Origin of the sequence: Sporosarcina ureae (assembly GCF_002082015.1) — a bacterium.
GTDB lineage: Bacteria > Bacillota > Bacilli > Bacillales_A > Planococcaceae > Sporosarcina > Sporosarcina ureae_A.
Window position 1 is genome coordinate 1287778 of record NZ_CP015109.1, and the last position, 15635, is coordinate 1303412.

The 15635-nt window shown below is 39.7% G+C and carries 22 protein-coding genes and 1 pseudogene; 10 read left to right on the forward strand and 13 right to left on the reverse strand.

The features are described from left to right. Positions 1-565: 565 nt before the first annotated feature. Both SporoP17a_RS06405 and SporoP17a_RS06410 read left to right on the forward strand, forming a co-directional pair. Positions 566-754: a hypothetical protein gene (locus SporoP17a_RS06405; RefSeq protein ID WP_083033753.1), complete on the forward strand. Its 189-nt coding sequence runs from the start codon at positions 566-568 to the stop codon at positions 752-754. Between the two features lie 30 nt (positions 755-784). After that, the gene (locus SporoP17a_RS06410; RefSeq protein ID WP_083033755.1) at positions 785-1021 is read left to right on the forward strand and encodes a hypothetical protein; all 237 of its coding nucleotides are present in this window, start codon (positions 785-787) and stop codon (positions 1019-1021) included. 72 nt (positions 1022-1093) lie between these two features. On the opposite strand, the gene SporoP17a_RS06415 is transcribed toward SporoP17a_RS06410, so the two are convergent. Then, positions 1094-1435 carry a YunC family protein gene (locus tag SporoP17a_RS06415; RefSeq protein ID WP_156890536.1) on the reverse strand — a complete coding sequence of 114 codons (342 nt, stop codon included), beginning with the start codon at positions 1433-1435 and terminating at the stop codon, positions 1094-1096. 318 nt (positions 1436-1753) lie between these two features. Here SporoP17a_RS06415 and SporoP17a_RS17000 point away from each other — a divergent pair. The 4 genes and pseudogenes from SporoP17a_RS17000 to SporoP17a_RS06430 form a co-directional block, all read left to right on the forward strand. Beyond that, positions 1754-1965: pseudogene (locus tag SporoP17a_RS17000) on the forward strand (type I glutamate--ammonia ligase); the annotation flags it as partial. Further along, complete coding sequence (locus SporoP17a_RS06420; RefSeq protein ID WP_083033767.1) at positions 1946-2137, forward strand: hypothetical protein; 192 nt, start codon at positions 1946-1948, stop codon at positions 2135-2137. The pseudogene SporoP17a_RS17000 and the gene SporoP17a_RS06420, both read left to right, overlap by 20 nt. A 112-nt stretch (positions 2138-2249) precedes the next feature. Beyond that, the gene (locus tag SporoP17a_RS06425; protein ID WP_083033769.1) at positions 2250-3824 is read left to right on the forward strand and encodes an amidohydrolase; all 1575 of its coding nucleotides are present in this window, start codon (positions 2250-2252) and stop codon (positions 3822-3824) included. A gap of 53 nt (positions 3825-3877) precedes the next feature. Next, positions 3878-4372, forward strand: coding sequence for a TspO/MBR family protein (locus tag SporoP17a_RS06430; protein ID WP_083033772.1), 495 nt, complete (start codon positions 3878-3880; stop codon positions 4370-4372). Between the two features lie 46 nt (positions 4373-4418). Here the strand turns inward: SporoP17a_RS06430 and SporoP17a_RS06435 are convergent, their stop codons facing one another. Next, positions 4419-4655: a hypothetical protein gene (locus SporoP17a_RS06435; protein WP_083033774.1), complete on the reverse strand. Its 237-nt coding sequence runs from the start codon at positions 4653-4655 to the stop codon at positions 4419-4421. Positions 4656-4734: 79 nt separating this feature from the next. Further along, the gene (locus tag SporoP17a_RS06440) at positions 4735-5712 is read right to left on the reverse strand and encodes a YsnF/AvaK domain-containing protein (protein WP_083033777.1); all 978 of its coding nucleotides are present in this window, start codon (positions 5710-5712) and stop codon (positions 4735-4737) included. Between the two features lie 149 nt (positions 5713-5861). On the opposite strand from SporoP17a_RS06440, the gene SporoP17a_RS06445 reads away from it, so the two are divergent. Next, entirely contained in the window at positions 5862-6269 is a 408-nt protein-coding gene (locus tag SporoP17a_RS06445; protein WP_083033779.1) for a YugN family protein, read from the forward strand. A gap of 39 nt (positions 6270-6308) precedes the next feature. Here the strand turns inward: SporoP17a_RS06445 and SporoP17a_RS06450 are convergent, their stop codons facing one another. The 7 genes from SporoP17a_RS06450 to SporoP17a_RS06480 all read right to left on the reverse strand — a co-directional run bounded on the left by SporoP17a_RS06450 (position 6309) and on the right by SporoP17a_RS06480 (position 10741). Beyond that, positions 6309-6635: a hypothetical protein gene (locus SporoP17a_RS06450; RefSeq protein WP_083033781.1), complete on the reverse strand. Its 327-nt coding sequence runs from the start codon at positions 6633-6635 to the stop codon at positions 6309-6311. A gap of 60 nt (positions 6636-6695) precedes the next feature. Beyond that, positions 6696-7037 carry a CHY zinc finger protein gene (locus SporoP17a_RS06455; RefSeq protein ID WP_083033783.1) on the reverse strand — a complete coding sequence of 114 codons (342 nt, stop codon included), beginning with the start codon at positions 7035-7037 and terminating at the stop codon, positions 6696-6698. A gap of 166 nt (positions 7038-7203) precedes the next feature. After that, a complete protein-coding gene (locus SporoP17a_RS06460) occupies positions 7204-7935 on the reverse strand; it encodes a YqcI/YcgG family protein (protein WP_083033785.1) in 732 nt (243 codons plus the stop codon). Positions 7936-8062: 127 nt separating this feature from the next. Next, positions 8063-9079, reverse strand: a complete 1017-nt coding sequence (locus SporoP17a_RS06465) for a TolB-like translocation protein (protein ID WP_083033787.1) — start codon at positions 9077-9079, stop codon at positions 8063-8065. A 19-nt stretch (positions 9080-9098) separates the two neighbouring features. Next, positions 9099-9839 carry a hypothetical protein gene (locus SporoP17a_RS06470; RefSeq protein WP_083033789.1) on the reverse strand — a complete coding sequence of 247 codons (741 nt, stop codon included), beginning with the start codon at positions 9837-9839 and terminating at the stop codon, positions 9099-9101. Positions 9840-9954: 115 nt separating this feature from the next. Then, complete coding sequence (locus SporoP17a_RS06475; RefSeq protein WP_083033790.1) at positions 9955-10278, reverse strand: PadR family transcriptional regulator; 324 nt, start codon at positions 10276-10278, stop codon at positions 9955-9957. Positions 10279-10372: 94 nt separating this feature from the next. Then, the gene (locus tag SporoP17a_RS06480) at positions 10373-10741 is read right to left on the reverse strand and encodes a carboxymuconolactone decarboxylase family protein (RefSeq protein WP_083033792.1); all 369 of its coding nucleotides are present in this window, start codon (positions 10739-10741) and stop codon (positions 10373-10375) included. Positions 10742-10842: 101 nt separating this feature from the next. Here SporoP17a_RS06480 and SporoP17a_RS06485 point away from each other — a divergent pair, with 101 nt between their 5' ends. Then, complete coding sequence (locus tag SporoP17a_RS06485) at positions 10843-11340, forward strand: metallophosphoesterase family protein (protein ID WP_083033794.1); 498 nt, start codon at positions 10843-10845, stop codon at positions 11338-11340. Between the two features lie 12 nt (positions 11341-11352). On the opposite strand, the gene namA is transcribed toward SporoP17a_RS06485, so the two are convergent. After that, entirely contained in the window at positions 11353-12372 is a 1020-nt protein-coding gene (gene namA, locus SporoP17a_RS06490) for an NADPH dehydrogenase NamA (RefSeq protein WP_083033796.1), read from the reverse strand. Between the two features lie 142 nt (positions 12373-12514). Between namA and SporoP17a_RS06495 the strand changes: the two genes are divergently transcribed. After that, positions 12515-13138 (forward strand): Yip1 family protein, encoded by a 624-nt coding sequence (locus SporoP17a_RS06495; protein WP_167693391.1) that lies wholly within the window; start codon positions 12515-12517, stop codon positions 13136-13138. Positions 13139-13220: 82 nt separating this feature from the next. On the opposite strand, the gene SporoP17a_RS06500 is transcribed toward SporoP17a_RS06495, so the two are convergent. Then, positions 13221-13775, reverse strand: coding sequence for a DJ-1/PfpI family protein (locus SporoP17a_RS06500; RefSeq protein ID WP_083033801.1), 555 nt, complete (start codon positions 13773-13775; stop codon positions 13221-13223). Positions 13776-13921: 146 nt separating this feature from the next. Between SporoP17a_RS06500 and SporoP17a_RS16740 the strand changes: the two genes are divergently transcribed. Next, complete coding sequence (locus SporoP17a_RS16740; protein WP_156890537.1) at positions 13922-14095, forward strand: hypothetical protein; 174 nt, start codon at positions 13922-13924, stop codon at positions 14093-14095. A gap of 39 nt (positions 14096-14134) precedes the next feature. Here SporoP17a_RS16740 and SporoP17a_RS06505 read toward each other — a convergent pair whose 3' ends face one another. After that, positions 14135-15436, reverse strand: coding sequence for a purine/pyrimidine permease (locus SporoP17a_RS06505; protein WP_083033803.1), 1302 nt, complete (start codon positions 15434-15436; stop codon positions 14135-14137). Positions 15437-15635 lie beyond the last annotated feature (199 nt).

Below are 15635 nucleotides of genomic sequence, written 5' to 3' on the forward strand. Positions count from 1 at the left end.
CAAAGCTCTCACCTCAGTCCTCTATTATAGATCATAAGAGCATATACCGCGAGTAAGAAAAATCTTGAAAAAACTTTTAAAATTAATTTTAAAAAGATGTTTAAGAATGATTTGCTTGGGTATACTATTAATACAAGGCAAACTGAAGGAGCTAGTCAGAGAAGTAAGCTGCTAGATCTGGAAGAGATGCACAGCCTTGGCGGAAAATTTTTCTTTACTGGCAAGTGGTACACTCGGTTTGGGAATCTGCTTTTAAGGTTCCAACAGGAAGACAGGTTTACCAGGTAATGCGAAAGAAGTTTTTTGTGTAAGTGCACGTGAAATACCTGCTTCAAAGAAGTTAAGCAGTGTAAGATGTAAGACGCATACTACGAGGGTACAATATCGTCAGTATGGAGTAATCGCAACATAAAATTTTCCGCATAGCAAGAGAAGAACAGTCAGTGATTGAGAGTTTTCGATCACTGACTGTTTTTTAGTTTATCTCTCTATAAAATGAATTGTTTAGTATGAATGAGATTTGGGAAAACAAGATCTAAGAGACGATAACGAGGAGGGTCACTTTATGAAAAAAGGAATGGCTTTAACTGCGATCGGTTTAGGTGCGGCCTATTTAATGCGTAACCAAGATGCCCGAAACAAATTATCTCGCCAATTCGATGAGTTCAATGACACACCTATGCGCGGTGATCGAAAAGATCATAATCAAAAATCCGAATCGAATAAAGGGTTACTAGGTAGATTTTTAAATTAAAAATATTCAATTGCAAAGGAGTAAATTTGAATGAGTGAAGAGAAAAATGTATTTACAGAAAAAGACCGCAATAAAGCAAAGGGTGGTTATATGGACAACCCTGAGAATTTAAAAACCGATAAAGAAAGTATTTATGATATGCATGAAGATATGCAGACGGTAGATGCTATTCCATTAGAGGATGTTCGTATGGAAGAAGAAGAAGAGAGAAATCATCGTGAGACAAAAGATCGTTCATCAAGCGAAGAAAAATACGATAATAATTAAACGGTATTCACTCCGCAATATTTTACTTGTATACAGTAAAAAACGACGCCCTACTTATATGGGCGTCGTTTTTTACGTCATCCTCAATAATGCCTCAGAACCAATCATGCCAGCGGAAATACCGTACTGCTCAGCCTCAAGTGTAACGGATTCTAAAGGTGCTGCGAGCAATTGCTCAATCGTTTTTACTCCAACAGCACGACCCGCAACTATTTTGCGGTCTGCTAGCACACTATTTAGTAATCCCACATCAAGTGCACCACACATAATATACCCTTTGTCATTTGAAACTGTAAGTAACGTTGTTTTCGGTAATCTTACCGTGACTGCTTGAAATGACTGTCCATCAATAGATATGCTTTGGTGTTCAATCAAGACACCCACCCCTTTCTTTATCAGCTTATGATGAATCATTCAAAATGTGCTAGATTTTAAACATTACGCACTTGGCACTACACACTTCATCAAACACTTAAAATACTTTTGGCTATTGTAGTCAACTTTTGCATCTTGGATCGTTTTATATTGCCAAATAGCAACGGTTCTGATTGCTATATTTTCCATTAGCTAATGTATATATTACAGCTATTATGTTGCGTGATTATATTTTTGAAAACAAATAACTTAAGTTATTCTATTCTTTCAAGGAAACAACAAAATTTTCCTGTAATTTACTCTCCCGGGCTTTATTACAGAAAAATGTCACGAAGACGATTTGTACTAAACAATCATGTGAAAGATTCCCATCATGAAATAGCACTAGGACAACATAAAATTGACTTTAAATATGCTGATGTATTAACGACATGCGATCCTATTCAGACTTGTAGACAGTCGTTAAGAGGATCACTCGCAAATACGGTTTACATGCCACATTCATGACAAAGCCATTATACGGAGTGAGCGGATCAGACATACAGTGCAATGGCTGTTATTTTAAAAGCAGGTTTCGGTGGCATCAAGCACAAACTGACCCCTCCAGGCCCTGTTAATCGTAATATATATGAGATGAAAGCAGATGAGCTTGCGGTAAATAACATTGGGTTAGTAGTGACAGATCTTGACCATGCGCACATCGCCTTACCAGAAGTCTCGATTAATACGAATGTGCAATAAAGTAAACGGTTGAAAATACACTTACCTTTTTGATAAATAAAATTATTCGGAGTTTATTCTATTGTCGAATTGTCCCACTCGATTTACTATAGAAAGACAAGGAGGTTTCGCTATGATTACGATTTGGTTTAATGCACTCTTTTATACGATGCAAAATGAAGGACATACAATAGATGCCTTACTGACAAAAGACGGAAAAATAGTAGCTACTGGATCATATGATAAGTTAAAAAATCAAGCCGATGAACAAATAGACTTGCAGGGGGCATTTGTTTATCCAGGTTTTATCGATAACCATATGCACATAATTGGACAAGGTGAAAAGCTATTACGCCTTGATTTATCAAACACCACTTCATCAGAGGACATGATGGAGTTACTTCTGAATGCGTATAAGGACTTGCCTAACGATGAATGGTTTATCGGAGAGGGCTGGGATGAGAATAATTTTCCTGACAAGAAAATCTTTACACGCTATGAGTTGGATACTGTAACAGATTCACCTATGTTATTAAAACGCACTTGCTGGCATGCAGCAATCGTGAATTCAAAGGCCCTCGAACTGGCTGGCATTACAAGAGATACGCCTGATCCTGATGATGGTGTCATTGAACGCGATCATACCGGAGAGCCAACGGGGTTATTGAAAGAAGGCGCTATGCAGCGAGTGCTTGAACTATTGCCAAATCCAACACTGGCTTATGTAACGAAAGCATTGGAAACTTCTGTTGACCACCTCCTATCTGTTGGTTTGACAGGCGTTGTGACAGATGACTTAGGTTACTACGGTCATTATCAGACGCCATTAAAAGCCTTCAATAACGTACTAGGCGGTGATCGAAAATTCCGTGCTCACTTACTACGTCATTTTAGCGTGTTTTCTGATTTGATGGAAGATCATGCCTTCTATAATGTACCGTGGATAGAACCTGGTGAGATGAAGTTCTTCATTGATGGTGCTTTGGGCGGCAGTACAGCGCTGTTAAGTGAGCCTTATTCTGATGAACCCAATAATGTAGGAACTACTGTATTAACTGATGAAGAGCTCGAGGACTACGTCAAAATGGCAAGGCACTATGGAGAAGCTGTTGCTATACATGTGATTGGGGATCTGGCAGTAGAAAAAGCATTAGATATCATTGAAAAACATCCTGCCCCTACAGGTAAAAAAGACCGGTTAATACATGTCATCTTATTGCGTGAAGACTTAGTGGAGCGTATGCAAAAGCTCCCGATTGTTTTAGATATTCAGCCTGCTTTCGTACCTTCTGATTTTCCTTGGGTTGGAGATCGACTCGGCAAGGACCGGCTTGACTGGGCGTATGCTTGGAAGAAACTTCTAACTAAAGGATTTATATGTGGCGGTGGGTCAGATGCGCCAATCGAAGACCCGAATCCATTGCTTGGAATACACGCCGCAATCACAAGGAGATTGAGTATTGAACAGCATGAAGGGTATTTGCCAGAAGAAAAGCTGAGTCGCTATGAGGCAGTACAATTATTTACTTCTGGTGCAGCAGCAACTATAGGTAAAGCTGATTCACGAGGAAAGATTTCCGTTGGATTTGATGCGGACTTTACTGTATTACAAGAAGATCTTTTCTCCGTGGAAGTGGATCGAATAGCTGAAATACAAGTAGAGAAGACTGTAGTTGCTGGTGAAGTGATGTATACAGCGAATACATGATAACTGTTTAGTAAGTAGCGAAAAGGGAAAACTTTCTAAAAGGAGGTTTTACTTTGGAGTTGCTAAAAGTACAGAGTGAACTAGATTGGAAGAAGCTAACGCGTAATGTGCTGATCCCCGTCTTTGGTGGATCGATTATCGGGTATCTTGCCAACCGTAATACACAAGAACAGTATGCTAAATTGGACAAACCTTCATTTTCTCCTCCCGGGGCTATATTCCCGATTGCTTGGACGACTCTATACACGATGATGGGTGTAGCGAATTACCGTGTAGAAATGAAGCAGGATACAAATAAAAACGATTCCGCCATCTCCTTATATGACGTTCAATTAGGCCTCAATTTTCTTTGGTCCTTCCTATTCTTCAAATGGAATTTACGAGGAACCGCACTGATTGAGATGACGATTATGTTAGGTGCCATTGCTATGACTGCGTATGAATTCAATAAGACCGATCATACCGCAGGTGCATTGATGGTCCCTTATATCGGATGGGTCATGTTCGCACTGACATTGAATTATTCTACGTGGAAATTAAATAAGTAAAACAGAAAAATGTCCCTGCCACTTCCGGCAGGGACATTTTTCATTGTTAATTATATCGGTTTTGATTGTAATTCATACGCTCTGCAGTTTTATAGGCATCGTACATTCCCCAAATCCATACAATGGGATACGTAATGAAGCCGATCACTACAAACATAAGTAACCCGTTAATTGCTTGCAAGATAATAAGCAAAATCCCTTTAAGGATTTGTCCGTTATAAATTTGACCGACGCCAGTCCAGAAAAAACTTAGCACGGCGGCAATACCTGGATGCTTAAACATGTCATCTCCCCTTCCTGGCTATTACGTCTATCTTACATTATGCAGAAAGGGAATGACAAGGTGTTTGCTACATGTCTTTTTAGAAGCGGTCTTTATCTAATGGGTCGCCCTTGACGTCTACGTCACCTTCTTTGTCGAAGTGCACTTCCTCACGTTTTACTGTATCGTGAATCGTTTCATTTTCTACAACTTCGCGTTTCTTGAGAATAACTTCTTCAGTGACAACTGGTTTCTTAGTCACTTTTACTTGTTCTTCAGTAATCGGAATACGAATTGTTTCGTCATCTTCTTTGAACGCTGCGTTATTACCATAGCGGTCGTTCACACTAGCTTCACCATCTACAACAGGTCTACGTTCAATGGTGACTTCGTCATGTGAAACACTGACATCTACTGATCTAGGTTCTTCCACGACTTCTTTCTCTACATGAATTTCTCCACGTTGTGTCGCATGCTTATCTACTTGAAGTCGTTCCTCATGTAGACGTAAACGTTCTTCTTCCGTGTCGGTATCAGTTAAACTAGGATCATTTGTATGAAGTGCAGGGTCTACTTCGTGATCCTGATGATTTACTGTTTGATCAGGTAGTGTCTGACTCATTCTGAATGCAGGGTCTCCTCCATTCAATTCTTGATCTGTAATGCTTAGACCATTTGCTCCAAGATTTACGTCCGTACTTTTTCCATCTCTACCGTAGAAATCCATATTATCCCTGTAGTGGCGGCTAGCTTCACCCGAATCCACATAAAGCAACATGCCACCTTGTTCAATGTCTCGATAGTACTTCATTGTATCTTCTTCTCCAAAGTCTAGATTTTCGACCATACGGCGTACGTGATCTTCCCCTGACACGAATCCCATAAAGCGATCCCACCATGAATCATCTGCAGATTTAATTTCTGCGTCTGAACGACTTCTAACCATAGTTAGCTGGTCATCATTTTTTACAACTACATAAATATCATCTTCAGGCCAACCTTCTTTTTTCAGCTCATCCAGACGGTTCACTAACTCTGTTTCATTAAAGTACATCCCAATATATCTATTCTTACTCATATAAATCTCCTCCTATTATAATAGTTAAATATTTTAACGCCGTGTTGATACTTTTACCCGGGATACGTAAATCAGAAACCTTTTCGTTGTTTTTTATTTACTGTATAAATAACTGCTAGTTAGGAATGCTATTTAAAAGGAGTGATTTCATGCTGGAATTAGATACACCGATTGAAGGCAAACTAGCGTGCTTTGGAACTTTACGGGATAAAGTGGATCAGCACGGATATCATTTTGGCGGAGGCTGGGATTATCATAAAGGCAGTTTTGATTCCATTCTTCATAGAGAAGCCGGAGAAACCATTTACTTACGTGTTCCCTTTGAAGTTCATGACGGTGAACTTGACGATTTCAACACCTTTATAAAATTTAAAAAACCTTATGTGATCAAACATGTGGTCAATACAGGACTGGATCCCGACTCAAGTTCTTTAATAAGTGGTTCGTTCAATCAATTCCAAGAACCGTTGGATCGAGATGCTACAATTCGTGATAAAAGTCGTTGGGAAATTGCTGGTGAACTGGCAATAGAAGAAATACTGCAGTACTTGGAATGAGAAAGAGGATCTTCTAGCTTTGGCAGAAGATCCTCTTCGTTATTCTGTTATATTTTGTACTTTTTCATCCATTTCATCTGAACTCAACACTCTTTTTGGGAATGTCTCGAAAACGGGTTCAAGTTCACTCATTAATTCTTCTAATTCAGCTCCAGTATAAAAAAGTGATTCGAAGTATTTCGCATTTCCAGCCGACTCCACTACTATCCGTAGACGTTGCAAAGGCTCCTTGCCTGCAAGGTCTTCATCCGTCATGATAACTTCTTCTCCTGCATAATCCGCTTGCTGGATCCAAGATGTTCCCGATTCATGCGACCTTTCAGCAAACGCCAATAGTTCTTCTGTATTCATCGTCTGTTGTTTCATGCAAACCCCTCACTTTACCTGTTTTACATAGTGTTCCCTGTTGGTCATAGTTAAAACCATTCAGCTACTTGCCTCATTTTCAAAGTACAGTTCCTTATGCAGACCGCAACCCGGATTAAAATCCGCCATACACGAAGGACATTGATAGTCGCTTTGGAAGTACTCGGTAATAGTGAGTTCGTGTCCGCAACTACCGCACAGTATGGCTTTTTTGTTAGACTGACTAGCCGGCCAGACAGCATGATGTCCGCAACCTGTTTCTTCATGACATAGGTGACATGGGTAGTATATTTTACAGCAATAAAACTTGATCGCAATTCGATCGTTTTCTGTCGAGTAATGAACACAGCGCGTTTCATCATCCACAAGTAATCCCTGAACTTCTTGACTGTATTTCTTCATTTTGCCCACTCCTCTGTATGTACATCATAAGAGTAAAAAACTGTATAAGGCAATTGATAATAGATATCCGAAATAAAGTAATAGGTTGCGGTGTTGAGCTTGGACTAACTAAATAGAAGGACATCTCCAACAACCGTATGTTTACGACTGTAGAGACATCCTATGATTACATATCCTTATGAGTAAAAGGACATTTTCCAGTTAGTGGCACACAATCGTCTCCGATGAAAAATTGTTTCCATTCATTATGTGTTGGATCGCCGTAGTGACTTATATCCGGATGCTTGGGCAGATCATCCCATACCTCCACACGTTCACGAACTTTTTCACGTGAATTGATGCCGCCTTTTTCAGTGCCTGTCAGACCTTTGAAAATTTTTCGTGGCTGGAAACCAATGACCATAGCGTTCCCTAGATCACGAGTTTTCCGCTGTTTATACGCAGGTGCATTGCCAAAAGCGAAAATGGGCTCGCCATGAAAGTGGAAATCCCATAAATAATGATCTGGGTCCCGTGGAGCGTCAGCCGGCCATTCTTCGGTATCTTCTATATGTACGTACTGCAAAATATCCCAAAATTGCTGACGATACTCTTCTATTGATCCTTCTTTCTCAAAGGGTTCCACAAACACAAACAACCCGTGCCGTTTATGCTTTGGATTATTAAATAGTGTCAAAAACTCTTCCAATGCTTGAGGTAAATTTGACCAGTCCTCTTGAGAAATATAGGCATAGCGTAATTCACCTTTGTTTTCACCAGCCATTCCAAAATAACAAGGAAATGTTTTATCGGTCACAGTATTATGAAACGTCTGGTATTCTCTAAGAAGCCATTCCGGTAAATCATCACGTTGTGCAAAGTCTTCCTTTGTCAATAAAGCATTTGATGTTTGAATCAACGTTTTATATCCCCTTCCCAATTTCTATACTGTTTATCCGCTACCCTGTCTTTAGCATAATGAAACATACGAAACATATGAAAAAACGATTTTTATACTACATATACATATCTTCATAAGTGATTTATTACCCATTGAGCTCTAGTTCTTCTATTCCGCTTCCATCTTGATTCATTCGGTATAGGTGGTAATCAGGCTTGCGTGAACCAAATTCACGATCTACCATAAAGTAAATTTTATCGTCAGGACCAACTGCAGGCTTTGATGTAGACTCTTTTAATGTCGTCAGCTGTTCCGTTTGATGCGTTTTCCAATTAAACGTAAATAACTCATATTCGTAAATTCCGTTCGTTCCAGTTCCAGCTACTGCCTGATAAATAATACTTTGTTGTTCAGGTAACAAGATGAAATCATACACATCCTCTGCTTGAACAGGGTTGCTGATGACTGACTTTTTATCAGGCGTGTCTAGAGGTATTTCAAATATCCTCTCTTTACTTGCGAACACTTCTTCAGCCGTTTCGTTGTATGTATCATCATTTGTCTGTACATAAACAGAATTCTTTTCAGCAGAAACTTGTAGTGAGCCCATACTATATTTCTTCATATCTGTATGTTTTGTATGAATATCTTTCATTAAATCAAAGCTATACACATCGAAATCATGAGGATGTTTTGAAGCAATAGGTGAATAATTTGTATAGGTACTTGCCTCAATATAAAACAACTTCTCAGGATATTTTGGATCAAACGCCATCTCCGTGATTAGACTATCAGATGTGTGTACTACCTGATCTATAAGTGAACCCAAATCGATTACATGGATATCTGAACCAATATGATTCTCAAGGTCTTTATTCCGTACAATATAAGCAAGGTGTGTACCATCTTCCGAGAATGTTATATCAGCAATTTCTTTCTCAACAGATAATTGAACGAGATTCTGTTGACTATCCAGGTTGATTGTCGCTTGCCCTTTGTGATAAGAAACATAAGCAATTTCATTTTTGATTGATATCGCAAAGATATCAGTCATTCCTTCTTGTTTTTGATTCTCATCTTTATTGAACAATACACCTAGCATAATAAACACCGCTGTTAACAGTGCGATGGAACTTAGTATGAATACTAGCGACTTTTTCATAGGTCAACCTCCCTTATATTCATAAAGTGAAAACTATAATCACCGCTATAATCCATAGAAATTGTAAAGCTGTAACACTATACGTCCATTTCTTGCGTCCAGTTGCCAATAAATGAAGTTGTATCGTATAGGTGATCGCCCACATGACTAACGGAATCGTGAATAATAGCAAAGTAGGTTTTATTTCTTCGGCAAATATTAAAAATGCCCATAGCAAGAACAAAGATAAAGCCATTACTATGAGACCGAATGTAATATTTATAAAATGTATTCTCCTGGCATCTTTTTCAAGTGTTTGTTTAGAGGAAGGAAAATCATAAATGGTAGTACGGTAAACTAGAACAATCGAAAACAATAGTATCGCGTAAGAAAATATAGTTAATGGAATCGAGTAAGCGGTTTCTAAATCCATTGCTAATAAACTTCCATAGATTGATAACAAGGCATGGCCGATCAGTAACCCATTTACCGTTAGACGGCGATGCAATGCTGTGATAGGATTCAGCGTTAGGGTCAAGATTGCTGCACTAATAAGTACCGCCAAACAAAGCCAAGTGATTTCAGCATGACCTCTTGTGAACAGCTGAAGCAAGTAGGTGCTGTAAATGAAAAGTAAAGATGCACTTGCAAGACTGAGCATCATCTCTCGTCGATATGGATACAGCGCGTGCTGAAGTTGCTTACCCACTTCTTTCTCATCACCGAAATTCGCCATCGCCAATTCCATCGCCTTCTCATGTGAGAATCCTTGTTTTTGCAATCCTCATAAGCACAATACAAATGACTAAGTAATTCCTCAGTCAAATCCTTTCGTTCTTCCGCATTACCGTCTGTTTGTTTTACCACCTTACTAATGAAACGCTCAAATACTTTTTTCATATTAACCCATCCGAACTTTTATGGACAAGCGCATTCATCCACTCCCAATTTTCTTGTTTTGTTTCTAATGCCACGCTACCTTCATCAGTTAGATGATAATATTTTCTACGACCACTTTCACTTTCTTGCCAATACGATTTTACCCAACCTTTTTTCTCCAATCGTTTTAAAGCTGCATATAACGTTCCCTCACTCATTTCATACGTATCATTACTTAACTCTTTTAAAACCTTCACAATTTCATAGCCATATAAATCGCGTTGGGCGATTAGTGACAATAAAATCAGATCAATACTGCCCTTCATCATTTCCTGATCCATCTCACTCACCTCTTTAATGCATAGTAACACGGTGTACATCGCATTGCAATGTATAAAAAAACACCTCATCGACTCTACTCGACAAGGTGTTCTCTCACTGTAAAGGTTTAGCATTTCCCTGTAATTCGTCAATCGTCTGCATAACCAATGTGACGGCTTGACTCAAAGCACTTCCACCGCCAAGTGCCGCTGCTACACCGACCGCTTCCAACACTTCTGGAACTGTACAACCTGCATCCATGCAAGCTTTCGTGTGGAAAATAATACAATACTCACTATGGGCATAAACACTTACAGCAAGTGCGATCAGCTGCTTATATTTTTGACTAATTTCTCCTTCTTCAAAACTAATTTCTGTAAACGCATGGAATGATTTCATTAATTTCGGCAATTGTTCACTCATTGCACCCATACCGGTTTTATAATCTGCCAGTACTGCATCTGTAAATGTATAGTCTTCCATATAGATCGCCTCCCGTTATAGCAATAGTATGTCCGATTCTTTGTTTGCTATGCAGTGATAAGGGATATGATATAAGCAATTACATATCTAGGAGGTTACTCATGAAGATTGTCATAACAGGAGATACACATATTCCCGGTAGAGGAAGTATCTTACCTTCGCGGTTAACAAACGAATGTGTCACGGCTGATTTAGTTTTACATACAGGTGATTGGAAATCACTTGACGTAGTACGGATGCTTTCTGAATTTGCGGAAGTAAAAGGAGTCTCTGGAAATGTAGATGGAGAGGATATAAAAGAACAGTTTCCATTGCAGCAGATCATTCAAGCAGGAGACGTAAAGATCGGCCTGGTACATGGTCATGGAGAGAACAAAACGACTGAAAAGCGTGCAATTGACGCATTTGAAGGTGAACCACTAGATGTCATCATTTTCGGGCACTCCCACATTCCAATGCTCCGTTACATGAATAAGACTTTGTTGCTGAACCCCGGTTCCCCGACAGACAAGCGGAAAATGCCTCATTATTCATTCGCTATCTTACATATCGGGGATGAGATTCGTGCAGAATTAATATTCTTCAATGATAAAACATAACCTACAAAATGATTAGAACGTCCAGCCGCGTTTATATTGAACAGGAGATTCAATTTCAACGCCTAGCTCTTTAGCTGCTGTATACGCCCAATAAGGATCACGTAATAGTTCGCGAGCAAGTAATACGATATCGGCACGATCATTTTGAAGTATTTCTTCCGCTTGCAGCGCGGATGTAATCAATCCTACCGCCCCTGTTGCAATAGTTGCCTGCTGACGAATTGTATCCGCAAACGGCACTTGGTAGCCTGGGAAAGGATGGATTGCAGCTGGTATTACACCACCGGAGCTCACGTCGACTAAATCAACACCTTGTTCTTTCATCCAACCCGCCATTTCTGCATACTGTGAAGGATTCATGCCGCCTTCTTGATAATCTTCTGCTGAGATTCTGACGAATAATGGACCATCCCAAACAGACCGGATGGCATCAATCACTTGTCCTAGTATACGGTAACGATTTTCTGCTGATCCACCGTATTGATCATCACGATGATTACATAACGGTGTTAAAAACTCATTTAGTAAGTATCCATGTGCGCCATGAATTTCAATTACATCAAAACCAGCTTGCTTTGAACGGATAGCTCCTTGTTTAAATGCTTCAATCGTTTCTTCAATATCAGTAATTGTCATTTCCGTTGGCGTTTTATATTTTTCACTATATGCAATGGGGCTTGGAGCGTGAATAGTTCCGTCCACTGTCGCTTTTCTGCCTGCATGTGCTAATTGGATACCGGTGCGGGCACCTTGCTGTTTCATCAAGCGAACGATTTCGGTTAGACCTTCTAGATGCTCATCTGACCAGATCCCTAAATCCTCACTTGAAATTCTTCCTTGCGGTTGAACAGCTGTTGCCTCAACGATAATTAGGCCGACTTGTCCAACTGCGCGAGTCGTATAATGTGTTTTATGCCAGTCTTCTACTTTACCGTCTTGATTATGTGAAGAATACATACACATCGGTGCCATTGCGATCCGATTTTTAAATTCGACGCCACGTATAGTATAAGGACTAAATAATTTTGCCATGAGTAATTCCTCCTCCAATAGTTGCTAGGGAAAGTATAGCAAATCTATACGTTTTTTTAATGTTTAAGGATTTTAAACCAACTTTATGAAACATCCGGTAGCACTCTCACGTATAGTAGACTATATAAAAGGAGGTCTTCACATGAAGCCACTCATTTCGGTATGGACACAACCTAAGCAAACGATTCGGTATGTTCTCGAATATAAAACATGGAATTATAGTTTTTTCATCTTATTCCTTACTTCTGTTAGCGTCGGTTTGACATCATTTGCTGAAACGGACATATTACCTGATCTATCATTGCCTCTAATTATCCTGCTTAGTATACTATCGTCATTCATCGGGACTATTATCAGCCTGTTCATTAGTTCTGCTCTCTACACATGGGTAGGTAAATGGCTTGGAGGCACAGGGAATTTCAAGGATATGGTGCAAATGTCGCCGATCGCTTCCATTCCGATGATCTGGATGATGCCGATTAACTTGCTACTAGTCATTATTTTCGGTAAGAACTTATTTGTTGATATGATGAACAACGCAGATGCTGCTGTATTTGGAACTTTATCTATTGTATTATTATTGACAAACTTACTCACACTAGCGTTAGGCATTTTCAGTACTGTGATTTTGTCTAAAGGTATCGGGATTGTCCATCACTTATCTTCTTGGCGCGGATTGGGTACGATTCTAATTGTGACTGGCTTATTTTTAGCATTAATGATTCCCTTTCTACTCTTCTTGATATTTGTTCTACTTGCTTACTAAATTCCATATAAAAAAACTGAAGACAATACCATTTCTGGATTTGTCTTCAGTCTGTTGTAAAGCCTAACGAGCTTTGCATATTTTATTTATTGACCATTTTCATGAATTCCCTCATTAAACCTGGAAGATCAGGCCAAGCATGTCCTGACACTAGATTTCCTTCTGTATGAAGATCTTTTTCAATATATGTGGCACCCGCTGCTGTAACGTCTGGCTTACATGCGATATATGCCGTATATTCTCTGCCCTTCATTAGATCTGGAATAACAGATAACACCTGTGCAGCATGGCAAACTGCTGCCACTGGTTTATTTTCTTCAAAGAAATGACGGACAATAGCCGGTAAGGATTCGTCTAGACGAATATACTCTGGTGCGCGTCCACCTGGAATAATGAGCGCATCGTAGTCTGCAGGATTAACATTTTTAAAGGCAATATGCGAATCCAGTCCATACGCTGGTTTTTCCACATATGTTTCCATTCCATCAATGAAGTCATGGGTAACGGTATATAATTTCTTTACTGCTGGTGAAGCAATAGTCGTGTCAAATCCTTCTTCCAAACAACGATAATACGGGTAGAAAATTTCCAATGCTTCCACGGCATCTCCGCCAAGAATCAATACTTTTTTACTCATATGCAGATCCACTCCCTTTTCTGAATTGTATTACTACTTTACTTCATTCGACAATTTGACATGGAATCCTTTTTCTTTCAATGAAATACTCTTCTTCATGTATGGTTATCTCGAATGAAACCATATTATGACGAGGAGGGATTTCTATGGATCAAGATATACGTCATTTGTTTCATAAAGGAACAATCAACGAGGAAATGGGACTGGAGTTTGAAGCCACTGCCGAAGAAGCTTTACGCGCTCGGAAAAATGCAAGTGGTAAAGAGTATCGCGATGCTTTGAAAGAAGTCTATCGTGCAACAGAAGATAAAAGAAAATAATTCGTAAAAAAGCCCGACAATGAGCACTGTTGGGCTTTTTTACATCTTACTATACGTGTTCCCTTTCCTTCTGCGTATCATATATTGCTCAATAATGATCGCGAGGATCGTTCCTGTAATTAATCCGTTAGATAAGGTTGAAGCTACCACGGCAGGAAGTTGCGACAGACTTTCTGCTGGGACGAACATTGTACCTATACCTACCATCAATCCAAATGCTACGGCTTGGCGCGCACGTTCTTTTTCTGGATCCGCATCGAGTTCATTGAATGCCATCGACACCATTTTCGTAAAGATTGCGAAAGTCACAGCGTATGCAACGGGTGCAGGCAAAGCCGCAAATATGGCCATGACACTTGGAAATAACGTGATACACACTAAGAGCGTGCTACCCATAATAAATGGTTTAATGGACGGCATACGTGTCGTGCCTACAAACCCAGCAGAACCTGATATCGGTACGGATCCAATAGCAGAAAAGGCTCCTGCGATCATATGAATGAATCCTGAGGCATATGCTCCTTGGCGTAAGCGATCGGGCGGGTTGATTTGAAAAGATTGCTTCAATAAATGTTCCATGACACGAATCGATGCAAGCATATTGGCTACTAATAATAATGTGATAAAGATCGCTGTCACGAGAACGCCACTGTCCCATACAGGCTTTCCATAGACGAACATTTCCGGTAGTTGGATTAACTGATCGGACACTTTTGCGATAGTTGGTGTTTTACCTAAGATCAAGAAAATTCCCCAGCCAAGTACAATTGAAATCAATATCGCATATTTAGATATGAACGGGCGTTTGTTAGCCATTGCAATAAATGTGATCAATAACACTAGGAAACTTCCAAGTAAAATGACTGGGTCCAGGTAGTCTCCTGCTTTTTCAACCCCCAACATTCCTTTCACAAAAGTTCCGCTTAATTGTAGGATCAGCAACATTAAATAAGTGAATGTGATCGCAGGTGTGAAGAGCACTTTCATTTTTGTAATAACTCCCGTTGCCGCCAGGATAATGAATAGCACTCCACTGTACAACATCCCACTTTGTAATGCCTGTAAAGCGTCTGTCGACGTTGAATAAAAAATGCCGACCATTCCGGCATAGACTACATAGATCCCCCACCATAAGCCAGCGGGTCCTTCATTGATTGGCATTCGGTGCCCGAAAAATGCTTGAATTAAACTGGCGATGCCTAGGACGAATATAGTCCGTTGCATGAATAGAGAGGTGGCTACTGCATCCATGCCAAAAACGTGCGCAATCGCGATAGGCGCTGCAATAGATGATGCGATGAGAAAGACGGTCCATTGTATGCCGCCTGCTAAATGTTTCATTGAATGATTCCTCCGATAATGCTGTGCAAATTAGAATCCGTCTAGTATACCATGTGAAAGATGTTTTTAGTTTTTTATCAGTAGTTTACTGATTCTGTTTCCTATTCATTTTAACGTAGCTTAGAGAATTCAAAGCAAGCCACTCATTATTTATAGTCACGGCACTACCTCGCGCAACGCAAAAGGACTATCGCAAGAA

What these genes read in the sequence shown, in the direction of transcription:
- SporoP17a_RS06475 (WP_083033790.1), bottom strand. Translation starts at nt 10,278, where the DNA reads ATGGATCAGGAAATGATGAAGGGCAGTATTGATCTGATTTTATTGTCA.
- SporoP17a_RS06435 (WP_083033774.1), bottom strand. Translation starts at nt 4,655, where the DNA reads ATGTTTAAGCATCCAGGTATTGCCGCCGTGCTAAGTTTTTTCTGGACT.
- SporoP17a_RS06495 (WP_167693391.1), top strand. Translation starts at nt 12,515, where the DNA reads ATGAAGCCACTCATTTCGGTATGGACACAACCTAAGCAAACGATTCGG.
- SporoP17a_RS16740 (WP_156890537.1), top strand. Translation starts at nt 13,922, where the DNA reads ATGGATCAAGATATACGTCATTTGTTTCATAAAGGAACAATCAACGAG.
- SporoP17a_RS06505 (WP_083033803.1), bottom strand. Translation starts at nt 15,436, where the DNA reads ATGAAACATTTAGCAGGCGGCATACAATGGACCGTCTTTCTCATCGCA.
- SporoP17a_RS06420 (WP_083033767.1), top strand. Translation starts at nt 1,946, where the DNA reads ATGGCTGTTATTTTAAAAGCAGGTTTCGGTGGCATCAAGCACAAACTG.
- SporoP17a_RS06425 (WP_083033769.1), top strand. Translation starts at nt 2,250, where the DNA reads ATGATTACGATTTGGTTTAATGCACTCTTTTATACGATGCAAAATGAA.
- SporoP17a_RS06500 (WP_083033801.1), bottom strand. Translation starts at nt 13,775, where the DNA reads ATGAGTAAAAAAGTATTGATTCTTGGCGGAGATGCCGTGGAAGCATTG.
- SporoP17a_RS06440 (WP_083033777.1), bottom strand. Translation starts at nt 5,712, where the DNA reads ATGAGTAAGAATAGATATATTGGGATGTACTTTAATGAAACAGAGTTA.
- SporoP17a_RS06455 (WP_083033783.1), bottom strand. Translation starts at nt 7,037, where the DNA reads ATGAAGAAATACAGTCAAGAAGTTCAGGGATTACTTGTGGATGATGAA.
- SporoP17a_RS06485 (WP_083033794.1), top strand. Translation starts at nt 10,843, where the DNA reads ATGAAGATTGTCATAACAGGAGATACACATATTCCCGGTAGAGGAAGT.
- SporoP17a_RS06405 (WP_083033753.1), top strand. Translation starts at nt 566, where the DNA reads ATGAAAAAAGGAATGGCTTTAACTGCGATCGGTTTAGGTGCGGCCTAT.
- SporoP17a_RS06450 (WP_083033781.1), bottom strand. Translation starts at nt 6,635, where the DNA reads ATGAAACAACAGACGATGAATACAGAAGAACTATTGGCGTTTGCTGAA.
- SporoP17a_RS06445 (WP_083033779.1), top strand. Translation starts at nt 5,862, where the DNA reads ATGCTGGAATTAGATACACCGATTGAAGGCAAACTAGCGTGCTTTGGA.
- SporoP17a_RS06410 (WP_083033755.1), top strand. Translation starts at nt 785, where the DNA reads ATGAGTGAAGAGAAAAATGTATTTACAGAAAAAGACCGCAATAAAGCA.
- SporoP17a_RS06480 (WP_083033792.1), bottom strand. Translation starts at nt 10,741, where the DNA reads ATGGAAGACTATACATTTACAGATGCAGTACTGGCAGATTATAAAACC.
- namA (WP_083033796.1), bottom strand. Translation starts at nt 12,372, where the DNA reads ATGGCAAAATTATTTAGTCCTTATACTATACGTGGCGTCGAATTTAAA.
- SporoP17a_RS06415 (WP_156890536.1), bottom strand. Translation starts at nt 1,435, where the DNA reads ATGATTCATCATAAGCTGATAAAGAAAGGGGTGGGTGTCTTGATTGAA.
- SporoP17a_RS06465 (WP_083033787.1), bottom strand. Translation starts at nt 9,079, where the DNA reads ATGAAAAAGTCGCTAGTATTCATACTAAGTTCCATCGCACTGTTAACA.